The sequence below is a fragment of the Neobacillus rhizophilus genome (assembly GCF_018343535.1).
Taxonomy (GTDB): domain Bacteria; phylum Bacillota; class Bacilli; order Bacillales; family Cytobacillaceae; genus Neobacillus; species Neobacillus rhizophilus.
Genome location: NZ_JAGYPF010000004.1, coordinates 584,930 through 602,294, shown reverse-complemented (window position 1 = coordinate 602,294; position 17,365 = coordinate 584,930). Strand labels below are relative to the sequence as shown.

General features: G+C 38.9%; 12 protein-coding genes and 1 pseudogene. 2 read left to right on the top strand and 11 right to left on the bottom strand.

The genetic code is table 11. The features are described 5' to 3' along the window. Nucleotides 1–100: 100 nt before the first annotated feature. From KHA99_RS21140 to KHA99_RS21130, 3 genes are read right to left on the bottom strand one after another with little or no spacing between them, the layout of a single operon-like run. On the bottom strand, nucleotides 101–805 hold the full coding sequence (locus KHA99_RS21140; protein WP_213119454.1) for an ABC transporter ATP-binding protein: 705 nt from the start codon (nucleotides 803–805) through the stop codon (nucleotides 101–103). Next, nucleotides 792–1,577 carry an ABC transporter ATP-binding protein gene (locus KHA99_RS21135; RefSeq protein WP_213119453.1) on the bottom strand — a complete coding sequence of 262 codons (786 nt, stop codon included), beginning with the start codon at nucleotides 1,575–1,577 and terminating at the stop codon, nucleotides 792–794. Before KHA99_RS21135 ends, KHA99_RS21140 begins: the two co-directional genes overlap by 14 nt. Then, nucleotides 1,555–3,474 carry an ABC transporter permease gene (locus tag KHA99_RS21130; RefSeq protein WP_213119452.1) on the bottom strand — a complete coding sequence of 640 codons (1,920 nt, stop codon included), beginning with the start codon at nucleotides 3,472–3,474 and terminating at the stop codon, nucleotides 1,555–1,557. The genes KHA99_RS21135 and KHA99_RS21130 overlap by 23 nt, the downstream gene beginning before the upstream one ends. Nucleotides 3,475–5,306: 1,832 nt before the next feature. Here KHA99_RS21130 and KHA99_RS21125 point away from each other — a divergent pair. Further along, nucleotides 5,307–5,789, top strand: coding sequence for a sigma-70 family RNA polymerase sigma factor (locus KHA99_RS21125; RefSeq protein WP_213119451.1), 483 nt, complete (start codon nucleotides 5,307–5,309; stop codon nucleotides 5,787–5,789). A gap of 246 nt (nucleotides 5,790–6,035) precedes the next feature. Here KHA99_RS21125 and KHA99_RS21120 read toward each other — a convergent pair whose 3' ends face one another. From KHA99_RS21120 to KHA99_RS21100, 6 genes are all read right to left on the bottom strand, one after another. Continuing rightward, nucleotides 6,036–8,549 (bottom strand): restriction endonuclease-like protein, encoded by a 2,514-nt coding sequence (locus KHA99_RS21120; protein ID WP_213119450.1) that lies wholly within the window; start codon nucleotides 8,547–8,549, stop codon nucleotides 6,036–6,038. Then, nucleotides 8,518–10,917 (bottom strand): DUF8727 domain-containing protein, encoded by a 2,400-nt coding sequence (locus KHA99_RS21115; RefSeq protein WP_249366803.1) that lies wholly within the window; start codon nucleotides 10,915–10,917, stop codon nucleotides 8,518–8,520. Before KHA99_RS21115 ends, KHA99_RS21120 begins: the two co-directional genes overlap by 32 nt. Nucleotides 10,918–11,143: 226 nt before the next feature. Beyond that, a complete protein-coding gene (locus tag KHA99_RS31265; protein WP_213119449.1) occupies nucleotides 11,144–11,269 on the bottom strand; it encodes a replicative helicase loader/inhibitor in 126 nt (41 codons plus the stop codon). Continuing rightward, a complete protein-coding gene (locus tag KHA99_RS30945; RefSeq protein ID WP_307852138.1) occupies nucleotides 11,262–11,465 on the bottom strand; it encodes a conserved phage C-terminal domain-containing protein in 204 nt (67 codons plus the stop codon). Before KHA99_RS30945 ends, KHA99_RS31265 begins: the two co-directional genes overlap by 8 nt. Next, nucleotides 11,465–12,040, bottom strand: coding sequence for a replication protein (locus KHA99_RS21105; RefSeq protein WP_249366802.1), 576 nt, complete (start codon nucleotides 12,038–12,040; stop codon nucleotides 11,465–11,467). The genes KHA99_RS30945 and KHA99_RS21105 overlap by 1 nt, the downstream gene beginning before the upstream one ends. 589 nt (nucleotides 12,041–12,629) lie before the next feature. Further along, on the bottom strand, nucleotides 12,630–13,484 hold the full coding sequence (locus KHA99_RS21100) for a malate synthase (RefSeq protein ID WP_213119448.1): 855 nt from the start codon (nucleotides 13,482–13,484) through the stop codon (nucleotides 12,630–12,632). 1,032 nt (nucleotides 13,485–14,516) lie between these two features. Between KHA99_RS21100 and KHA99_RS21095 the strand changes: the two genes are divergently transcribed. Continuing rightward, nucleotides 14,517–15,959 (top strand): alpha/beta hydrolase domain-containing protein, encoded by a 1,443-nt coding sequence (locus tag KHA99_RS21095; protein WP_213119447.1) that lies wholly within the window; start codon nucleotides 14,517–14,519, stop codon nucleotides 15,957–15,959. Nucleotides 15,960–16,185: 226 nt separating this feature from the next. Here the strand turns inward: KHA99_RS21095 and KHA99_RS21090 are convergent. Continuing rightward, nucleotides 16,186–16,685: pseudogene (locus tag KHA99_RS21090) on the bottom strand (thermonuclease family protein); the annotation flags it as partial. A 205-nt stretch (nucleotides 16,686–16,890) separates the two neighbouring features. Next, entirely contained in the window at nucleotides 16,891–17,319 is a 429-nt protein-coding gene (locus tag KHA99_RS21085; protein ID WP_213119446.1) for a hypothetical protein, read from the bottom strand. Nucleotides 17,320–17,365: the final 46 nt, after the last annotated feature.

The window sequence follows — 17,365 nt, the reverse complement described above, 5'->3', positions numbered from 1 at the left end:
ATCGTTACCTCATCCTTCTCATTGATGTTCTAAATTTGTGATTATGCAAAATATTTTGATATCTTTACACTAACCTCACCCCCTTATCATTGCATTTTTCTTAACCTCCTAGGTAAGATTGGCGAACCTCATCATTGTTTTGCAATTCAGCTGCAGAACCTTCGTTTGAAATTATGCCTGTCTCAAGTACATAGGCATAATCCGAAATGCTTAGTGCCATGTTTGCGTTTTGTTCTACTAATAAAATGGTTGTTCCGCGACTATTAATCTCTTCAATAATTCGAAAGATCTCTTGCACCATAATAGGTGCCAAACCAAGAGACGGTTCATCCAGCAAAAGTAATGTCGGCTTTGACATTAGGCCTCTTCCTATGGCCAGCATCTGCATTTGGCCTCCACTTAAGGTACCGGCTGGATCTTTCATTTTCTCATGCAATATAGGAAACAACTCATAAACGAATTTAAAGTCCTTTTTCACCTGTGCTCTATCTTTTCGCGCGTAACTTCCTATCAATAAATTTTCGTAAACAGTCAACTCTGGAAATACTTGACGACCTTCGGGAACCATCACGATCCCTTTTCTCACGGTTTTTTCCGGTTTGAGCCTGTCTATACGTTCGCCTAAAAAGGTAATCGAACCTGAATGAGGACGAAGCAAATTTGTTATGGTTTTTAAAATAGATGACTTTCCTGCCCCGTTGGCTCCGAGCAGCGCTACGATGGAGTTTTGTTTGACGTTAAGAGAGACGCCCTTTAGAGCCTTCACACTACCATAGTTAGCATAAATATTATCAAGCTCTAGCATATTCATTCTCCTCCTGTCTACCTAAATATGCTTCAATTACCTGGGGATTACGGCTAATTTCCTCGGGTGTACCATGAGCGATTTTTCTGCCAAAGTCTATGACATTAATTTCATCGCAAATACTTCTAACAAGTTTCATATCGTGTTCAACCAACAATACAGTAATACCGTCTACAGATCTTAATTGCTTAATAAGTTCAGTTATCTCTTCGGTCTCATTAGGGTTCATGCCCGCAGCTGGCTCATCTAGCAAAATTAGCTTTGGTTCAGACACAAGCGCACGAGCAAACTCCACTTTTTTCTGTATACCGTAGGGAAGTGAAATTACTCGTGAATTTGCATAAGGGGTTAACCCAAATCGATCCATGACTGCAGCGGCTTTATCTTTTATTTGACTTTCGTTGATCTTTTTTTTGCGCAAAGAAAACGCATTTATGAAAAATCCGGTATTCACTCTGCTATGTTGTCCTACAAGAAGATTGTCTTGGACGGTCATGCTTCTGAAAAGTTCCATATTCTGAAAGGTTCTTGCAATACCTTTTTCAATCACTTCATGAGGCTTAAAAGCCAATAAGTCTTCTCCACGAAACAGAATTTGGCCTTGATCAGGTTTGAAATACCGAGCAATGCAGTTAAACACAGTGGTCTTGCCAGCACCATTAGGCCCAATAAGACCAACAGTACTTCCTTCATCCACTGAGAAACTTAAAGAGTCTATCGCTTTTAAGCCGACAAAACTTATTGATATATTATTTATTTCTAGTAGCGACATTGGTACCCTCCTCCTCTGCCGGACCTTTTAAACCGATGCTATTGCGAGAAAACAGCCTTTTTCCTATATTTAACCCCACCTTATAAAATCCGGCTAACCCGGAAGGGAAAAACAGAATGATAATTAACAAAGCTCCACCAAACAGAATGGCTGAAATACTCTTGCTCCCTGCAAAGAATATTGGAACCATTGTCATAAATGCTGCTCCAAGCATAGCCCCAGGAATGCTGGCCACCCCCCCAATAAAAAGCATGCTTATGAAAAGTAATGAATTCCATATGCTGAAGTCAGCAGGACTGATAAATCCCACTACATGGGCATAGAGACTTCCTGCAATTCCGGCAAAGAAAGCGCTAATTACAAACGCCAGGATTTGGTACTTTGCCAGTTGAACTCCCATAGCTTCTGCTCCGGCCTCACTGTCCCTTAAGGCGACAAAAGCACGGCCAATTTTGGAGCGCAAAATGTTATTCGTAACAATTATGGTTACAATTACAATCGCTAAGACCAAGAAATACATCTCAAATTCAGTGTCAATTATGAAAAAACCAATCGAAGGGATAGCAGCATGCAGACCAGTATAACCGTTGGTCACTTCATCCCATTTTAGAAGAATTTGCGGTACAGCTGTCCCGAGTCCAAGTGTGACAATTGCTAGATATAATCCTGATAGTCGTAATGCAGCGAATCCTAGCAATAGTCCTACGAGACCTGTAATGATACCAGCAGAAAGAAGTGCTAGCCAGAAAGGAAATCCAACTTTTGATGTTAATATGACAGAGGAATAAGCACCAATTGCCAACAATGCTGCATGCCCAAGAGAAATCTTACCTGTATATCCAACAAGAAAATCAAGTCCAATGGCCAGAATCATGTAGATACCAGTTAGAACTGCAAAATATAGGATATAAGTGTTGCCTTGAAAGACAAAAGGCAAAGCTATAGAAACAATTAAAAATGCGAGTTTCTTCCGCATGGACATCCCTGGGCGGCTTGAATCGAATTCTCCGCTTTCTTCGGTCGACGACGTTTTGCCTAGCATACGTATCCGCTTACCTAAGATCCCTTCTGGACGAATCAACAAAACGATAATAAGCAAAACAAAGGCAAAGGTATCCATTAGGTCAGTGGAGATATAGCTAGAGACTAGGCCTTCCATAACACCAAGGGATAAGCCTCCAATTACGACACCGGGGTAACTGGTGAATCCACCTAACACCGCAGCTGTAAATGCCTTTAAGAGAAACACTGCCATCAAATTTGTATCAAGAAAGCTAGTCGGAGCAACTAGAATACCCGCAACACCACCCAGTATCCCGCTTATCGCCCAGGTAATCGTGAATAGTTTATTTACACTGGCACCCATTAAGCTGGTAGTTACAAGGTTTTGGGACAAAGCACGCATGGCAATCCCGTTTAGATTAAACTTGAAGAACAGGAACAACATCAGCATAAGGATAACCGTTAATAAAATATTAAATAAATCATTTGGCCTCATGATAATCCCGAACACAGAAAAAGGCTCTCCGGTAAACACCTGTGGAAAGGACACCGGATCCCAACCCCAAATAATTCCGGCAACAGCCGTGAAAATCATATACAATGCTAGTGTTGCTACTATGACTGAGGACTCACTTTTTGCAGGTCGCAGAATGTTTCTAACCAAAACGGCAAGCAATGCAGAAAAGACCAGTGCACCTATAAAGGCTAACATAAATGGTAAATGAAATTTTGCTAATAAGGTATACCCAATGAATGTTGAAAACATAGCCATCTGACCGTAGGCAAAATTTATTCGGTTAGTGGACTTAAATACAATAACTAAGCCCAAGGCAACAAGTGCATACAAGCTTCCAATGACAATTCCATTAAAAATTGTCTGCCCAAGCATGAGCATATTTCACAACCCCCTTGTGTAAAAATATAAAATTTAGTCAAAAATTACAGTCAAGGCATGAATACAAACTGATCGCTTATGTTGGATGAGAGGAAGGCCAATAATTAGAAGCCACCCGTATATACTTAGTCCAAAACACAACCTACTTATTGTCCTCAAGCTTGACCAGGAATACTGGAACCGATAGCTTGGGAACAACTCCTCATCGACAATCTCCCCGATGATGTTAAACCACTAGCATCGTCTTAATTAAAAACAATAATTCAAAATAATAAAAATATTCAGATATTTAATAGCGGATTGAACATCAAAAACAGAATTCTCACCAAGAAATCATCAACTGATTCAAATATTAGGATTTTCTTTTTTAACAAGTTGCACGATCTGGAGATGGAGAGGCGTGCGAAAGCAGCTCTTTAGTTGAGAATAATTAACTTTCAGGAAACTCTGGGATTGAATCGATAAAGATCTTTACAAAAATGTGTCCGCAATATTAATTAGCGTCACCTCTCAAATAATAAATGTAATTATTGGTTTCGACCTCAACATGTTTATCTTGCAAGAATCATGCCAAAAAAAGGCAGGAGCATTTCCAAACCTTTAAAAATGGGTAACTTTTTTTCATTTGGTTCCTATATTTTAAGTGTTTTTACCTAAGTTAATTTAGATAAATTTTTTAAAAATTCAGCTTTATTATAGTTAAAAACACCTATTTTATAACAAATTTAATAAAGGTAATTACTAAAACAGGTTTCAAAATATAAACTTATTGTTGCAAATTGTTTCAAATGTGAATTAAATTGCCGGAGGTTTATGTATTAGGGATAGGATTTTCTAATTTTATTTAACCCTGCATTTATACACAATTATTGATGATTTTGAGACATCCCCTTACTTTACTTGCAAAAATGCATCTATTTATGGTAAGACTAACATGGCAAAAACGCTTCCCTGAAAAAGTAACCTACCCATTAGAACAATAATTCCTAATTCACACAATGAGAAAGTTGGCTTTGGACGTTTAGAGATAATCAGTAGTCTTAGCGAATACATATGACGTGGAGAATAAGACTAGCTTAGAATAACTTTATTATTGAATGAACTAGCAAGACGGTACTTTTACACCAGTTATTGATGCAGTAGAACCGTCCGAATGTTCTAGGAGTATATGTCGATTAAAATTTTTCTGAAAAAATAAAAAAACATGGCTACTACTTGCAGTCATGAAAAGGGTTGCCGGGTACAACCATTTAGGAAGATTTCCCCTATTTTCCCCTTACCGGAGTTATCCCCCATCCGTTCAAAATGATAATGAAGCCTGTATTCGCAAATTTCCTTTGTCCAACGAAAGAGTATTTCTTCATCCTCTTCGGCTATATCAAAAGTAAACCTAAAGATATTATCCTTAAGGTTTCTATATCCATATACTTCGTTACACTTATATCCGAGAAATACCTAAAAAACCTCTTCTGCATTTTCAAGGGTTAATATTTGAAATTTAATTCTCTCAGTTTCCAATGGATGAAACTCAACAATTTTTGTAATCTCTCGATTGAACCACCTCATTGTAATAGCTTCTCTAGCAAGAGATTCGCTTCAGAATCAAAAAATACCTTTTGATAATCTTCCCTAATTTCAATTTATATACTTTTGGTCGAAACTTCTTAAAATCTGCTCCAAATTAGAAATAAGACAGTAGATTTTGCCATTTTCAAGGGGGAATTCGGTACCAAATTAGAAATGAGTGGATTCGCTGAAATTAGGAAATCCCGCTATGGTAAAGGTACCCGGGAATACAATGGCAAAGCGGGCTTTCCTGAAAGGAACTACCGTTGGAAAGCTTTGAACAGTTAGCAGAACAGTATCAACCGATGATTCACAAGATCATCCACTCTCTTCATCTTTACACAGACTTGGAGGAATTTTACCAAATTGGCCTCATTTCCTTATGGGAAGCCAGCCAACGATTCAATCCGGAAAAAGGGAATTTTACAAACTATGCTTATTCATATATTAGAGACAAGCTGCTTATGGAACTCAATAAGATGGCAAAAATCCAGGAAAGAAGTTTTTGTCCGGAGAATGAATTCTGGGAGATGGCACCTGACTGCCGGCAAGACCCCTCTTTAGAAAAAGAAACCTTGTCATCCTGTTTGGAGATGCTAACCCCAAAACAACAGAATTGGCTTCTTTGCACTCTTCATTCTGGCCTATCCGTTAAGGAAATTGCCGAACGGGAAAGTGTAACGGTATCGGCTGTAAAGCAATGGCGGGAAGGAGCGCGGTTGACATTGAAGGATTTAATTATTAACTAATCTTAACGACGTTGGCGTTCAACCAGATAGTCCCAGGGAATACCTAAGACATAGCGAATAAGACTATTTGAGAATATCTTTATTTTGAATAAAACAGCGAGGACGGTACCTATTCACTAGTTAATGAGGCAATAGAACCGTCCTTATGTGTATAAAAAATCCCCTTACAATCATAAAACTAAATTGAACTTAAGCAAAAAATGCCGTGCACAATTAAAAATATACAGCTACCTGGCTCTTAAAAAATTATTCCTCAATCATCCCCAAAATTTCTTTAAAAACTTTCGACGGCTGCTGTTCTAAAAGTTTAAGATCCAAGCTTTTCTTACTTAAGGAATTTTCTATTTCCAGCATGTTTGTGGAGTGGTCAATTTGAATATCTAAATTTCTTAAATTTAGGTATGTGATATTACTAGCGTAATCTAACGTTTTTTCATCCAAATCAATTTTAATCTGGTTAGAGATTCTTCGCAGCATTCTCCATAAAGTCACTTCATCATTGGTTTTCATAAAAAGCTCAGGCAGTTCATTAGAATATTTTAGAGTATTTAAAGTTGTCATGATATAGGCGCTAATACCATATTGAACAGGGCGAATCACCTGTCCCAATTTGTTCCAAGGTTGTACTTTAAAATAGGCGTATTCTCCATCATTTCTGACTGAAACAAAAGGAAGTTCTGATCCTTTTACGATTTGCACCTCGTCAATTTTGCTGTAATAATATATCCCGTTATATTCATTCGAAACATCTTTTGGAAGATACAGTGCAATATATTCTGCCTCCTGCCAGCCTTTTTTTAATTGTTTTACCGGCAAGGTAAAGTAACGTTGATTTAAAAAGTTCTGATATTCTGAGTTACTTTTAACGTTAGCCACCATGACCTTACTATCCAATGAGGAAAACCACTCTTCTTTCGTACCTTTTGGCAATATCCCTTCTTTTTGTATTTCCTCCGGGCTTTTCTCAATGAGGTTTTCGATAAATTGTTCAACTAGTTTGGTTGTATTCGGCAAAAAAGGCAAACCCCCAATGTTCACCTTGTCAATACTGGAATAAAAAGGATGGGTTACATATTCCTCTTCAAAAAACCCTGGGAACAGGACATAGGCTCCAAATGCTTCTCTTTCATATTCTTTTCCATGGTTAACAACCAAAGCATCCCTGTATCGATGCATCGTGTTAATATCTTCTTCTAATGGTCCGGGACCTTTATATTGTGTATGGTAATAGCTACCTTCCACGGCGAAATCAATTCGATATTTGGCATCAAATATATAGTTATAGGAATAATCTTTACCCTTCTTCTCGATGCTTAATACTGTATCAGGTTTTTGCGAAACAGTCGGTAAGGAGCGGTCTGGTTTCTGATAATGAAGAATAATTCGTTCTCCCGTAATGGGATGTATAAACACCCTTTCAGCTGATTTTGATATATCAAGATTTACGTAAAATCCTTCGCGATTCACTTTAATTATATCCTGGGAAACGGGTGTATATTTTCGGGCGAGAATTTGTCCAAGCTTTAAGAAAGTCCAGTATTCATATAACGCAGCAACATCCTTAACTGACATTTGATAAAACCGGCCATTCAATATTAGTCCTCTGGAAACAATTAAGTATACCTGAAAGGCCTCTCGATATCCCGGCGCCATTTGGATAACCAAACTCATCACGGAGCGGTTCAATTCACCAATCTCTTTCCAGAACCGATTTTGGACATGAAGTTCTAATTGCTTTTTCATTCTAGTAATTTTGTTTATCAGCCATTCATTTATCTGAACCTCATATGGGCCGCGAGACATTGTTAATTTCTTAGATAACTCCCCAATCTTATTGATCAGCCGAATCATCATCCATTTGACAAATCGATTTTCCAATGTGTCATAAGATATAGTTTTTTTTCCTCTCATCCCATGTACAGGCATAACAATTTTCCCGTTAATAGGAATGCCTTTTGTTACCTCATGAAATAAATGAGGCCGTTTTCTTAAATAGCTTCGTTCAAAAGAATCGACTCTCCTGAGCTGGTCGCCTCTCACTTTGTGATAAATGGTAGTTAACTCAGGGTAGGGCTGAGATTCAATACGGCTGACAGCCTTTAAAAATGCAGAAAAATGAGCATCCAACAATCTATAAAACTCTGTCCATGATGGCTTTTGACTTGGAGCGCTCGAAGCGCTTAAGTAGGTCCTTTTTATAAAGTGATAGGCCAAGTTGTACACTTCTTCATTAACTTCATAGATCAGCCGTTTATAGTCCTCTTTGTAATCCAGCTTGGAAGGAAAAATTTCAATGGTAACCTCCAGCAGCTTCTGCATACTATCATTGATTTCAAAGCTTGAAAAACCTACTTCATTGGGAAAATTCAGGTTTCCCATTAGTAATTTATTTGCCCCAAAACCCGCCATTCCGACTGCTTTTCTTAAGGAGGGATTTTCATGATGGAAGGACAAAGGTACTCCTTTCTTAGAAGTAACAACTAACTGGTAGACACCATTTTCAAAAAAGATAGGCCTTTGCCTCTCCTTTTGATAAGGCCCCAATTCTCCTTCTTTCACATCAAAAACTTGCACATTTTCAATTCCTATACCCTTATAAGAAAAAAACATCCGGTCTTCGTTTTTCATTTTGCGGTAAGCTTTTAAACTTTCATACCGTTCATGAAACGGTTTCCCTTTTATATACAAACTTAATTCTGAGGTTTCGATGACGACTAGTTCAACATCTTCAACCGCCGAGCCAGAAGGAAGTGAACCCATCCACGTCATACCTCCTTAACATTTCAGCTATTTTCCTCGCACTTTTAGGATAGGAAGCTTCAGAGAATCCATCATTTAGGTCTGGCAGGTTATCATCATTAATTTTTATACCTGTACAATATGTATAAAGCTCTTTGATGACCTGATAAACACGATAGTCACTACCAGCGATCCGCGGGAGAATCTTTTGTAAGATCTGATAATCAAACGCTTCATTAAAATCCATTAAACCAGCGGAATGGTTATAAATCATATAAAAACAGACTTCATCCCGGACCCGGTAACCAACATGCGCTCCAATAGTTTCAAGAATACCGTTAATTTTCATTAATTCTGTTGAGACATTATGTACAATGTCCTTATTCTCCTCATAAGCTTCTTTAATATGAAGAAAACGGCTGACCAAATTGGAACTATTAATACTAATTGATTCGACTGGCAGATGGTCCTCCAGGAATGAAAAGTTATTTAGAACCACTCGGTTAAACTCAATCGTATTGGCACGATCCAAAACCTTTTTACTAAATGGAAAAGTCGTTTCATCCATGTTAACAGTTCCAAATATAAAGACATTTTCAGGGATGCCAAGATGTTCGCCCAGAATATCCTCTTGCAAAACTGAGTGAGTAACAAGTTTTCCATCTTTCCATTCACGACTTTCCATCACACTCAAAAAGTCGCTAAAATAATACTCTACACGAGCTAGGTTCATTTCATCTAATAAAACAAAATAAGGTTTGTCAGGATTTCCGTTCGCTGCTTTTAGTACTTTGGTCAATGGTCCAGCAATAAATTCCCCTTTTATATCACGGTAACCAAGGAGATCCGAACCATCGCTCCAATCCGGCCGGACCGGTATTAGCTGGAATTGACCATTCTCCTTCGTAGCCCCAAAACTTTCCGCAAACCATTTAACGATCATCGTTTTACCAGTTCCAGAGATTCCTGAGATAATAATGAACGGCTTGGTCCGTAAAGATAAATATAAATTGATAATTTCCTGTTTCTCAAAATAAAAGCCCTTACTCGATATGTAATTGTCTATATGAGAGATGATGACTTTTGGTTCATAGGAGTTATTATTCGGGTAAAGCATCTCTTCTTGAATCAATTCATTCCACTCCTCGTCGACCATTCCAACATTTTTAAACCAATTTAAGATATTTCTTGTCCGATATTCGGCCACAGATTTTAACATTTGGTTTTTGCCTAAGGAGTTCCTAACCAGAAGCATCCCAATTTCAGATAAAATTGTTAGTTTGTCAGCTCTAGACTGTCCATTTAGAAGTGACAGCAAATTAAATATCACAGAAAGATATGGACTTTCTTTTATTTTTTGAGACAAGAACAAATCTTTGTTAGGAGCTGTGCTATAGCCCATAACAAACTGTTCCTGAACTTGGTAATCATCTGTAAGAAATCCTAGAATTTTCAGCCCCTGCCGAGCTCGCAACTTAAGCCGTTTCGTCGCATCATCACTATAAAGCTGAGAGATTGTTTTTGGATCTAATTTATCATGGATGATTTCATCTAATAGACTTAGCGCTTGCTCCAAACTAGCTTCTGGAAGTTGGTCCGTCGTAAATTCCTTTAATTTTATGTAGATGCTATTATTTTTTTCAAAACTTTCCACGAAAGGAAGTTTGTTAAAGAATGCCATTACAAAAGACGATCTGCCGCGAGTCTTTATAAAATCATTTGCTGAAGCTGTTTTAACAGCATAAAATTCTTTCCAAGCATCCAGCAAGAATTCAAATGTGATGTAATAGTAAGGTTGTTTTCTTTCCCCTTTTGAATGTTTTTCCCTAGAACGCGATGTTTCGACAAATACACCTTTTTGATCTACTTTTGTGATCCAGTTAGGCTTATTCGTGCCCAATGTTTTAATTTCTTTATAATACACAGCCAATTTATAAAACAAATGAGTGAGTATTTCATCATTTTCATTTAGCGGATTATTTTGCTGGTCAAGGTTTAAATTTAATTGTTGATCATTACCGGATTTCTGATCACCCTTTTGGAGCAAATGTTCCATATTTTCGTATTTAATGGGGTTTCCTGATCCTTTATGAATATCGCTAACGTCCAACCCTAATAATTTCATGCGCAGGGCCTCTTCTGCTATTTTTCCTTTCAATATAAATCTTCCAACATTGTCAGGATGAAAATCCTTTTCGTATCCAATTAGTTCATACACTTCTTTAATTTCGTTATTATATACTGCACAGTAATACTTGTATTCTTGAGACTGCAGCCTGCTTTCACTGATTTTCCAGCTTACACTGGTGGCATGGTACAACTCTTCTGCAGTCATGCCTTCCCTATAGGAATGGCCTATTTTTATCAGGATGGTATCTAAAGTAGTCATCGTACACCTCAAAATACTGTTAATGAATATAGCTGATATTTATATTTTAATTTATTTCAAAATATCATTTGTAAAATTATAGCATAATTTTAGGGTTTTTGACTTACCAATACCAAAGTAAATACTAAAGCATGATTCCAATATTTTATATTTGTTAAAAACCGTAATCCTAGGAAATATTCTTATATTTGGCGAATGAGCAAAACCACCAGCAAGAAACCCCACCTCAAGTCTTAAACGTAAGATCTTTTAGCGCATCGTGCCAAAGGTTCACTTTCTCTTGATCGAAATTAAACTGTTCATAAAACACCGAAATCATTTTCAATAGGGCGAACGTTTCCCGCTTATTCATCTAAATCAAAGTCCTCCTCGGTTAGCTCTTTTTTCCAAGACTTTTGGTTGCGATAGGCCTCAAATTTCGAGCCAAATAACGTTTCCGGCCGCAGATATTTGCACATAACCGGGTCCTCCAGCCATTCCGCCGATTTTAAATAAATCACTGCTTTGAAATCCTCCAGGGTAAACCCTTCTCTTGCCCTTGCTCGAATCAGCTCCTTTGTTTTCGACTGCTTGGCTTGTAGGCTGCATTTGTTTTTTCATTCAGGTAGTAGATGACTTCGGCAACCGGTATTTTCTCTACTGCTGGTGATGGTGTTGTAGGCTGTTGCATGTATTCGTCACCGTTGTCATCTAACAACTCATATAAGTCGACTTGGGTGTGGTTTGGATCTGTTTCTGTTGCGGTGGTCTCATGATCGGCCGACTGAGGTTCCTCAGAAGGGTTCATTGGCTCGCCTTCTGTCAGTTCCTCCAGTCTTTGATAATCGATGGTATACCACTTGGTCTTATCCATTTTCGACCGATTCCAGTTCCCGGATAGCAGCAATCCTTGTTTTTCCAACGAGTGAATCGTACGTTTAATCGTGCTTTCAGACCAGAACGGAAGCTGTTCCTGCCAATCTTTATACGTGTTGAATATCCACTTCCGTCCTTCAATGACATGTCTGCTGCCATGAACCCAATAATGGATTTGCTGCAGGATTACAGCTTCGTTCAAGCCAATTTTGACTGCCAGTGATGGAATAATCATCACCGGGTTTTCGTTGATCAATAATTTACTCACCCTATTCCCCTCCTCTTTTTCAATCGCCAATGGACTGGTTAGTCGTGCTTAAAGGGCTGACCGATGCATCGGCTCAACCGCTTCACCTTCTATATATCGATTAGGACTTAAAAAAGACAGGGTAGTTTAATAATTTTTTTGTGAGTTTTATTTTAATTTGTGGATCAGGATGTTTTTACTTGAGGATAAGCGGGTTTTATTTGCGGTTTCGTATTTACGGGACAAATATATATTTTTCTCTGTTGTATTCTCTGAAGTAAGCTATGTGTTATTCTCTAGTATTGCTTGATTCGGGATTGTTTCATCCATCGTGTAGTTTGGATAGGTATATGGGTCATCCTTAGATGCACATGGCTCACTCTGCATTTTACAACCGTTCCATTTGGGGTGTGAGCAGGTCAAGATGAAAATTATAAAGTTATTTATAGTGCCACTCTACACCAACTCCTAAAAAGCAAAAAAGTGCCAGTCACACTCATTTACCGGTGTGCGTGGCACTTAGTTCATTAGAATTACTTATACCGAAGACTCTTCAGCATTTAATTATGGGCAGAAGCACACTTGTCATTGCCCTCCGAAACACCAACACCTAAACACGCATTAATACTCCATTAGGTTTTGGCAGCTCTTGATTACTTATCGCATTCATTTTACAAAAGTGTTCAAAAAATTGTTGTGCTAGCTCTCGTTCCTTTGGATCACTTTTTAAAGAAACAATATCAAACAAAATTTGAGCCATCCAGACATTATCAAAATAACGGTATTTACCTGAATTCCATGTCATTTTGTCAAGGGATTTTTCATTCGCAAAATATTTCCAGAAAAGCAGTTGATCCGATTCCTCTTTTGTAAGTTGGAGTCTGTATTCTGAATGAGCAGGAATCATTCCATCTTCACAAAGCTTACCGATAAAATTTCTATTCACCATATAGACACCTAAGATCCGTCTGTCTTTTTCGGGCATTTCGGAATCTCTCGCTGTTAATAAACATACGCTATTTTGGTGCAGGCGAATGGGTTTGTTTGGCTTACCTTTGTTATTCCCAGTTTTTATGACCCCTGAAAAAACCTTCCACTCTGTAAAAGCAGTAATCTGTTCTTCTGAGTCACACCAAAAAGCCATTTGTGATTCGGAATGAAGTTTATGATTTTTCATCAATTTTTCATGTTCCAAGCGAAGTTCCAGATTTTTACGATACCGTTTTATTGCCTCATCCTTCTTCCGTCCTTCCTGCTCTCGTTCCATTTCCTTTTCATGTAACATTTTTTCAAGAGAATGAGCTGCACTTTGTTCATGCAGTTTTAGGTGCTTTCCAAATGCATCAGGGAAAACAAACTTTTTATTTTCTGTTGCGAAATGTATTTCTATAACAGAATCATTCTGATTAACGATACTACCCGTGCCAAAACGCATGTGTGTCACTTTCTTATTGATTAGATTCATCATTTGGACCTCCTTGTAGAATAAAATCTCTGTTACTAAAAAATCGTAATGGAATTTATTCCCAGCTTCCATTCAAAGCTCACACCCTAAATTTCCTCCGAAAAAATGAATAAAAAAACGTATCCCTCATTCTATGTGCAAAAAATACTGAGGTGGTTGGAATACGACTGGAAAAACAATTGTATTATCATCATACCATTTGTTAGAAATTATTACAAATTTTCCATTGACAGGAGATTTTCGTTTGGTGTAAAATAAAAATTTTACATATTTGATTTAGTAATAATTTTTTTGGGAATTGCAATTAAGAGAGTCTTTATTGAAGGTGTATTCTCAAAATAAAAATTTTTACTGTGCAGGCGGACAGACTCTAAAGGATTTGTTTTCGGCTGCTTTAATATTAAATGACACATGACGTATGAATTAGCATACGTCTTTTCAAGTTTGATCTATATAAACTGGTGGATAAAAAGCTGCTGATTCCTGACTTTAGAATTAAGAGAGTCTACACTTATTGGTTGGGGGATCAAGTTAAGCACCCGAGCTGATAATAGCCGGAAAAATTTCGTCTAATTAGGTATTTTTATTAAAAAGGGCTCACATAGACGGAGAGATTCCTCTTATCGACTCGAAAAACGTGAAAACGAGGGATTTTGCTTTGCATAACCGGAAAACCTCCCCTTATTTTCCCAAAAACGAGCTTTATTCTGCATTTAACCGGAAACTCTCCTCTTATTTTACTTTTGTTGGTCAACATACACCCATAACGAATTTCGTCTCGGCATCATACGTGAAGCTCTTTCAAACATCAGATTAAAGAACAAAGTTAGACAATCTTTCTCCATTTCGCCTAGCGAAATGTCAATAAAACACTAATGTTAATTATAGAAATATTCAGACTTTAACTGCTATCCTATTAGTAGACAACTTGTGTTTCTATAGTGTATTACCTTAAAAGCTTAGCACTTTTAAAGAAAGGAGCGATGCACCACCCTGTTGTAAACTCTATTAATCGGGAGGGATAGTTTAAGCATGAAGTTCATTAAAAAACCGTTTATTGTTTTAGCCGCTTTAACATTATCGTTGTCATTGTATTCTTCAGCATTGGCCGATCAACCAGCACAACAGGAGAATTCAGGTACCACTGTTCCAAATCCTGTTGTCACTGGGCCGATCCCATCAAGTCCTTTGGGAGATCCTTCCCACAATTATCCGCAGTTGGCGACAAGCACCGATTTAGGGAAATATGGGTACATAGAGGAGGAATTCTTTTTCGAAGGGAAAGCCACACGCTATAGTACCGCCCAATCCTTTGAAACCGCTACAGCGATTTCTACCAATCATCCTTACAAATCACGCATGTTGGTTCGGCGCCCTGCCTCTCCTGAAAAGTTTAATGGCAAAGTGATTGTGGAATGGTTAAATGTTACCAGCGGTTACAATCTAGATGCGATGTATATGTCTTCCTATGAACATTTTCTAAGGGAAGGATATGCCTATGTCGGGGTATCCGCACAACGTGTCGGGGTTCACCAGGGGGATAAAGCGGGTGAACCTGCAAGTGGCCTGAAAGCATGGAGTCCAGCTCGTTATGGAACACTTGATGTCACGGATAGCGGCAAGGTGATCGATGACGGGTTGGCTTTCGATATTTATTCGCAAGCAGCCCAAGCCATCCTTCATCCAGTGGGAGTCAATCCATTAGGCAATCTGAAGCCAGAGCTGATGATCGCAGCGGGTGCCTCGCAATCAGAGCGTTATCTTGTGCGATATTATAATAAAATTCACCCTCAGACCAACCTCTTTGACGGCTACCTGATGTACCTTGGGATTGGCGATAAGCTGCGAACTGACCTTGATACAAAGGTCATAAAGGTCAATACAGAAAATGATTTGCTTGTGCTTGGCGAAGTGGCTGCACGACAGGATGATTCCAATGTGCTTCGCACTTATGAAGTGGCAGGTGCCTCTCACGTTGGTGGCGGCTCGGATTACCGATCCAATATCCTGATACGTGATGACCTGCCAGTAGCTGACATATCTGTTTGCCAAAAACCTGCATTGAGCCGTGTCCCTACTGGCTACGTTGTCAATGCCGCGTATGAGCACTTGGTACGCTGGATTGAAGATGGAATTGCTCCACCAAAAGGAAAGCGAATCCAAGTGGAGTCCACGTCTCCTGTTGTCATTTCACGTGACAGCAACGGAAATGCAATTGGTGGGATCCGTTTGCCTCAGCATGAGGTACCAACTGCTACAAATACCGGTGCAAACAGTGGAGGTGGCTTCTGCTATCTGTTTGGGTCCCATGAACCGTTTAGTCCGGAAAAATTAAGGAGTCTTTACCCTAACCACGGCTCATATGTGTCGGCTGTGACCCGGGCTGCTAATGATGTGAATAAACAAGGCTTCCTATTGATAGAAGATGCCAAGACCATCCGCGAGGAAGCCGCTCAATCAAAGATTGGTAAATAAGCTTAGTTTTCCTGTTTTCTAAACAAGGCTCTGTTATCTTTACATGTTGATATTTGCATAAAAAAATGGAAGGAAACCTTATTTATTTGGGTTTCCTTCCTAATTTAAACTGTTAAGGAATTACTCTTTTCCTATTTTTCTGCGTTCAAAAGCTAAACAGACCATATATATTACCAACAGAATCATAGAAATGTTAATTGAGATTTCATAACCCTTCTTAAACAAATCAGAGTTCCAATTTCCAAAATGATCTTCTCCAAAAACATTGATGTGATCCGAACTTGTCCTGGGAAACGCAGCCATTAAACCCTGATTTTGTTACATACCCAGGCTGGCTCCAAATGTTTTGTTTGTTTCGTTTTGCTCGGCGTTCATCGTCCCTATATAGATTAAGATATTTATATGGAGGATTCATGATATATCCCAGGCGTACGAGCCCCTCTTGTAACAGCGTTTCCTGAACCGATTTCCCGTCGACATAGACATAGGCAAGCAACCGCCCGTAAACATCTCTCGAATTTCCCTGCTCCACTTCCAATGTGAGTAATCCGCTCTGGACCAGCTCGTAATTCCGTACAAAGGCTTCCTTGGCATAGGGCTGGAACACCTACCAGGCTTTTTCGACTCTGGAGTGTCGACTAACAAATAGCGCACATTTTCGATTCTTCCCAAAAATTTCACCTTAATGGTATCGCCATCGATCGTTTCCACGAGGGTGACGGTGACTTGGCCTTCTGGCATGGATACCACCTCTGGTTGACTGTCTCCCTGTAGATTGACACTCGAATGATTCGGTTCCGACTCTGGAAGCTCGACCATGAACAAGGCGGCAGCTGTCAGGAGGGCCGTGCCGGCGATTTGTTTCCGCATCACCTTGCCCTCCTGATCTCACATCCTCGTATTCTGTAATATACAATCACTCCCACCTTGGTCATGAGAGTCCTTGCTCTTGTTTACAAAACGACTCATATAGGTTGCGTATTTTCGGATTCGCAATCGATTCTGAAACATATGGAATCAGCGAGTGCTCCTTTACCCCTCTAAACTCTGGAATCTTGTCCCGTTTCCTTCCTTCTAGCTTTATCCATTTCCCCCAGTCCTTAATGGCGATCTCGCTTGTTTCAGGATTGAAGCGGATCAGCTTGTACTCCAAAGCGAATCGGTCTATTAATGCTTGTACACTCTCCCGCGAAATACCCAGTTCAAGAGCCATTATTGTTCTTGCAATTTGATAGATTCCGATACCAGTCGCATGACCATTCGTTAGCAGGTAAAGATAAAAGGCCCTCTCTGCTGCACTCATCTTTTTAAAAAATGGATCGTCCCATATTCCCATATTGATTCCTCTTTGATTTCCCATCTTTCACACTTCCCTTTTCATTATTTTTTAAAAAGCTTCCGGCATC

Excerpts from the sequence above, each read along its gene's own strand:
- KHA99_RS21140 (WP_213119454.1), bottom strand. The coding sequence starts at position 805 with ATGCTAGAGCTTGATAATATTTATGCTAACTATGGTAGTGTGAAGGCT.
- KHA99_RS21095 (WP_213119447.1), top strand. The coding sequence starts at position 14,517 with ATGAAGTTCATTAAAAAACCGTTTATTGTTTTAGCCGCTTTAACATTA.
- KHA99_RS31265 (WP_213119449.1), bottom strand. The coding sequence starts at position 11,269 with ATGAATAAGCGGGAAACGTTCGCCCTATTGAAAATGATTTCGGTGTTT.
- KHA99_RS21115 (WP_249366803.1), bottom strand. The coding sequence starts at position 10,917 with ATGACTACTTTAGATACCATCCTGATAAAAATAGGCCATTCCTATAGG.
- KHA99_RS21120 (WP_213119450.1), bottom strand. The coding sequence starts at position 8,549 with ATGGGTTCACTTCCTTCTGGCTCGGCGGTTGAAGATGTTGAACTAGTC.
- KHA99_RS21130 (WP_213119452.1), bottom strand. The coding sequence starts at position 3,474 with ATGCTCATGCTTGGGCAGACAATTTTTAATGGAATTGTCATTGGAAGC.
- KHA99_RS21085 (WP_213119446.1), bottom strand. The coding sequence starts at position 17,319 with ATGGGAAATCAAAGAGGAATCAATATGGGAATATGGGACGATCCATTT.
- KHA99_RS21100 (WP_213119448.1), bottom strand. The coding sequence starts at position 13,484 with ATGAATCTAATCAATAAGAAAGTGACACACATGCGTTTTGGCACGGGT.
- KHA99_RS21135 (WP_213119453.1), bottom strand. The coding sequence starts at position 1,577 with ATGTCGCTACTAGAAATAAATAATATATCAATAAGTTTTGTCGGCTTA.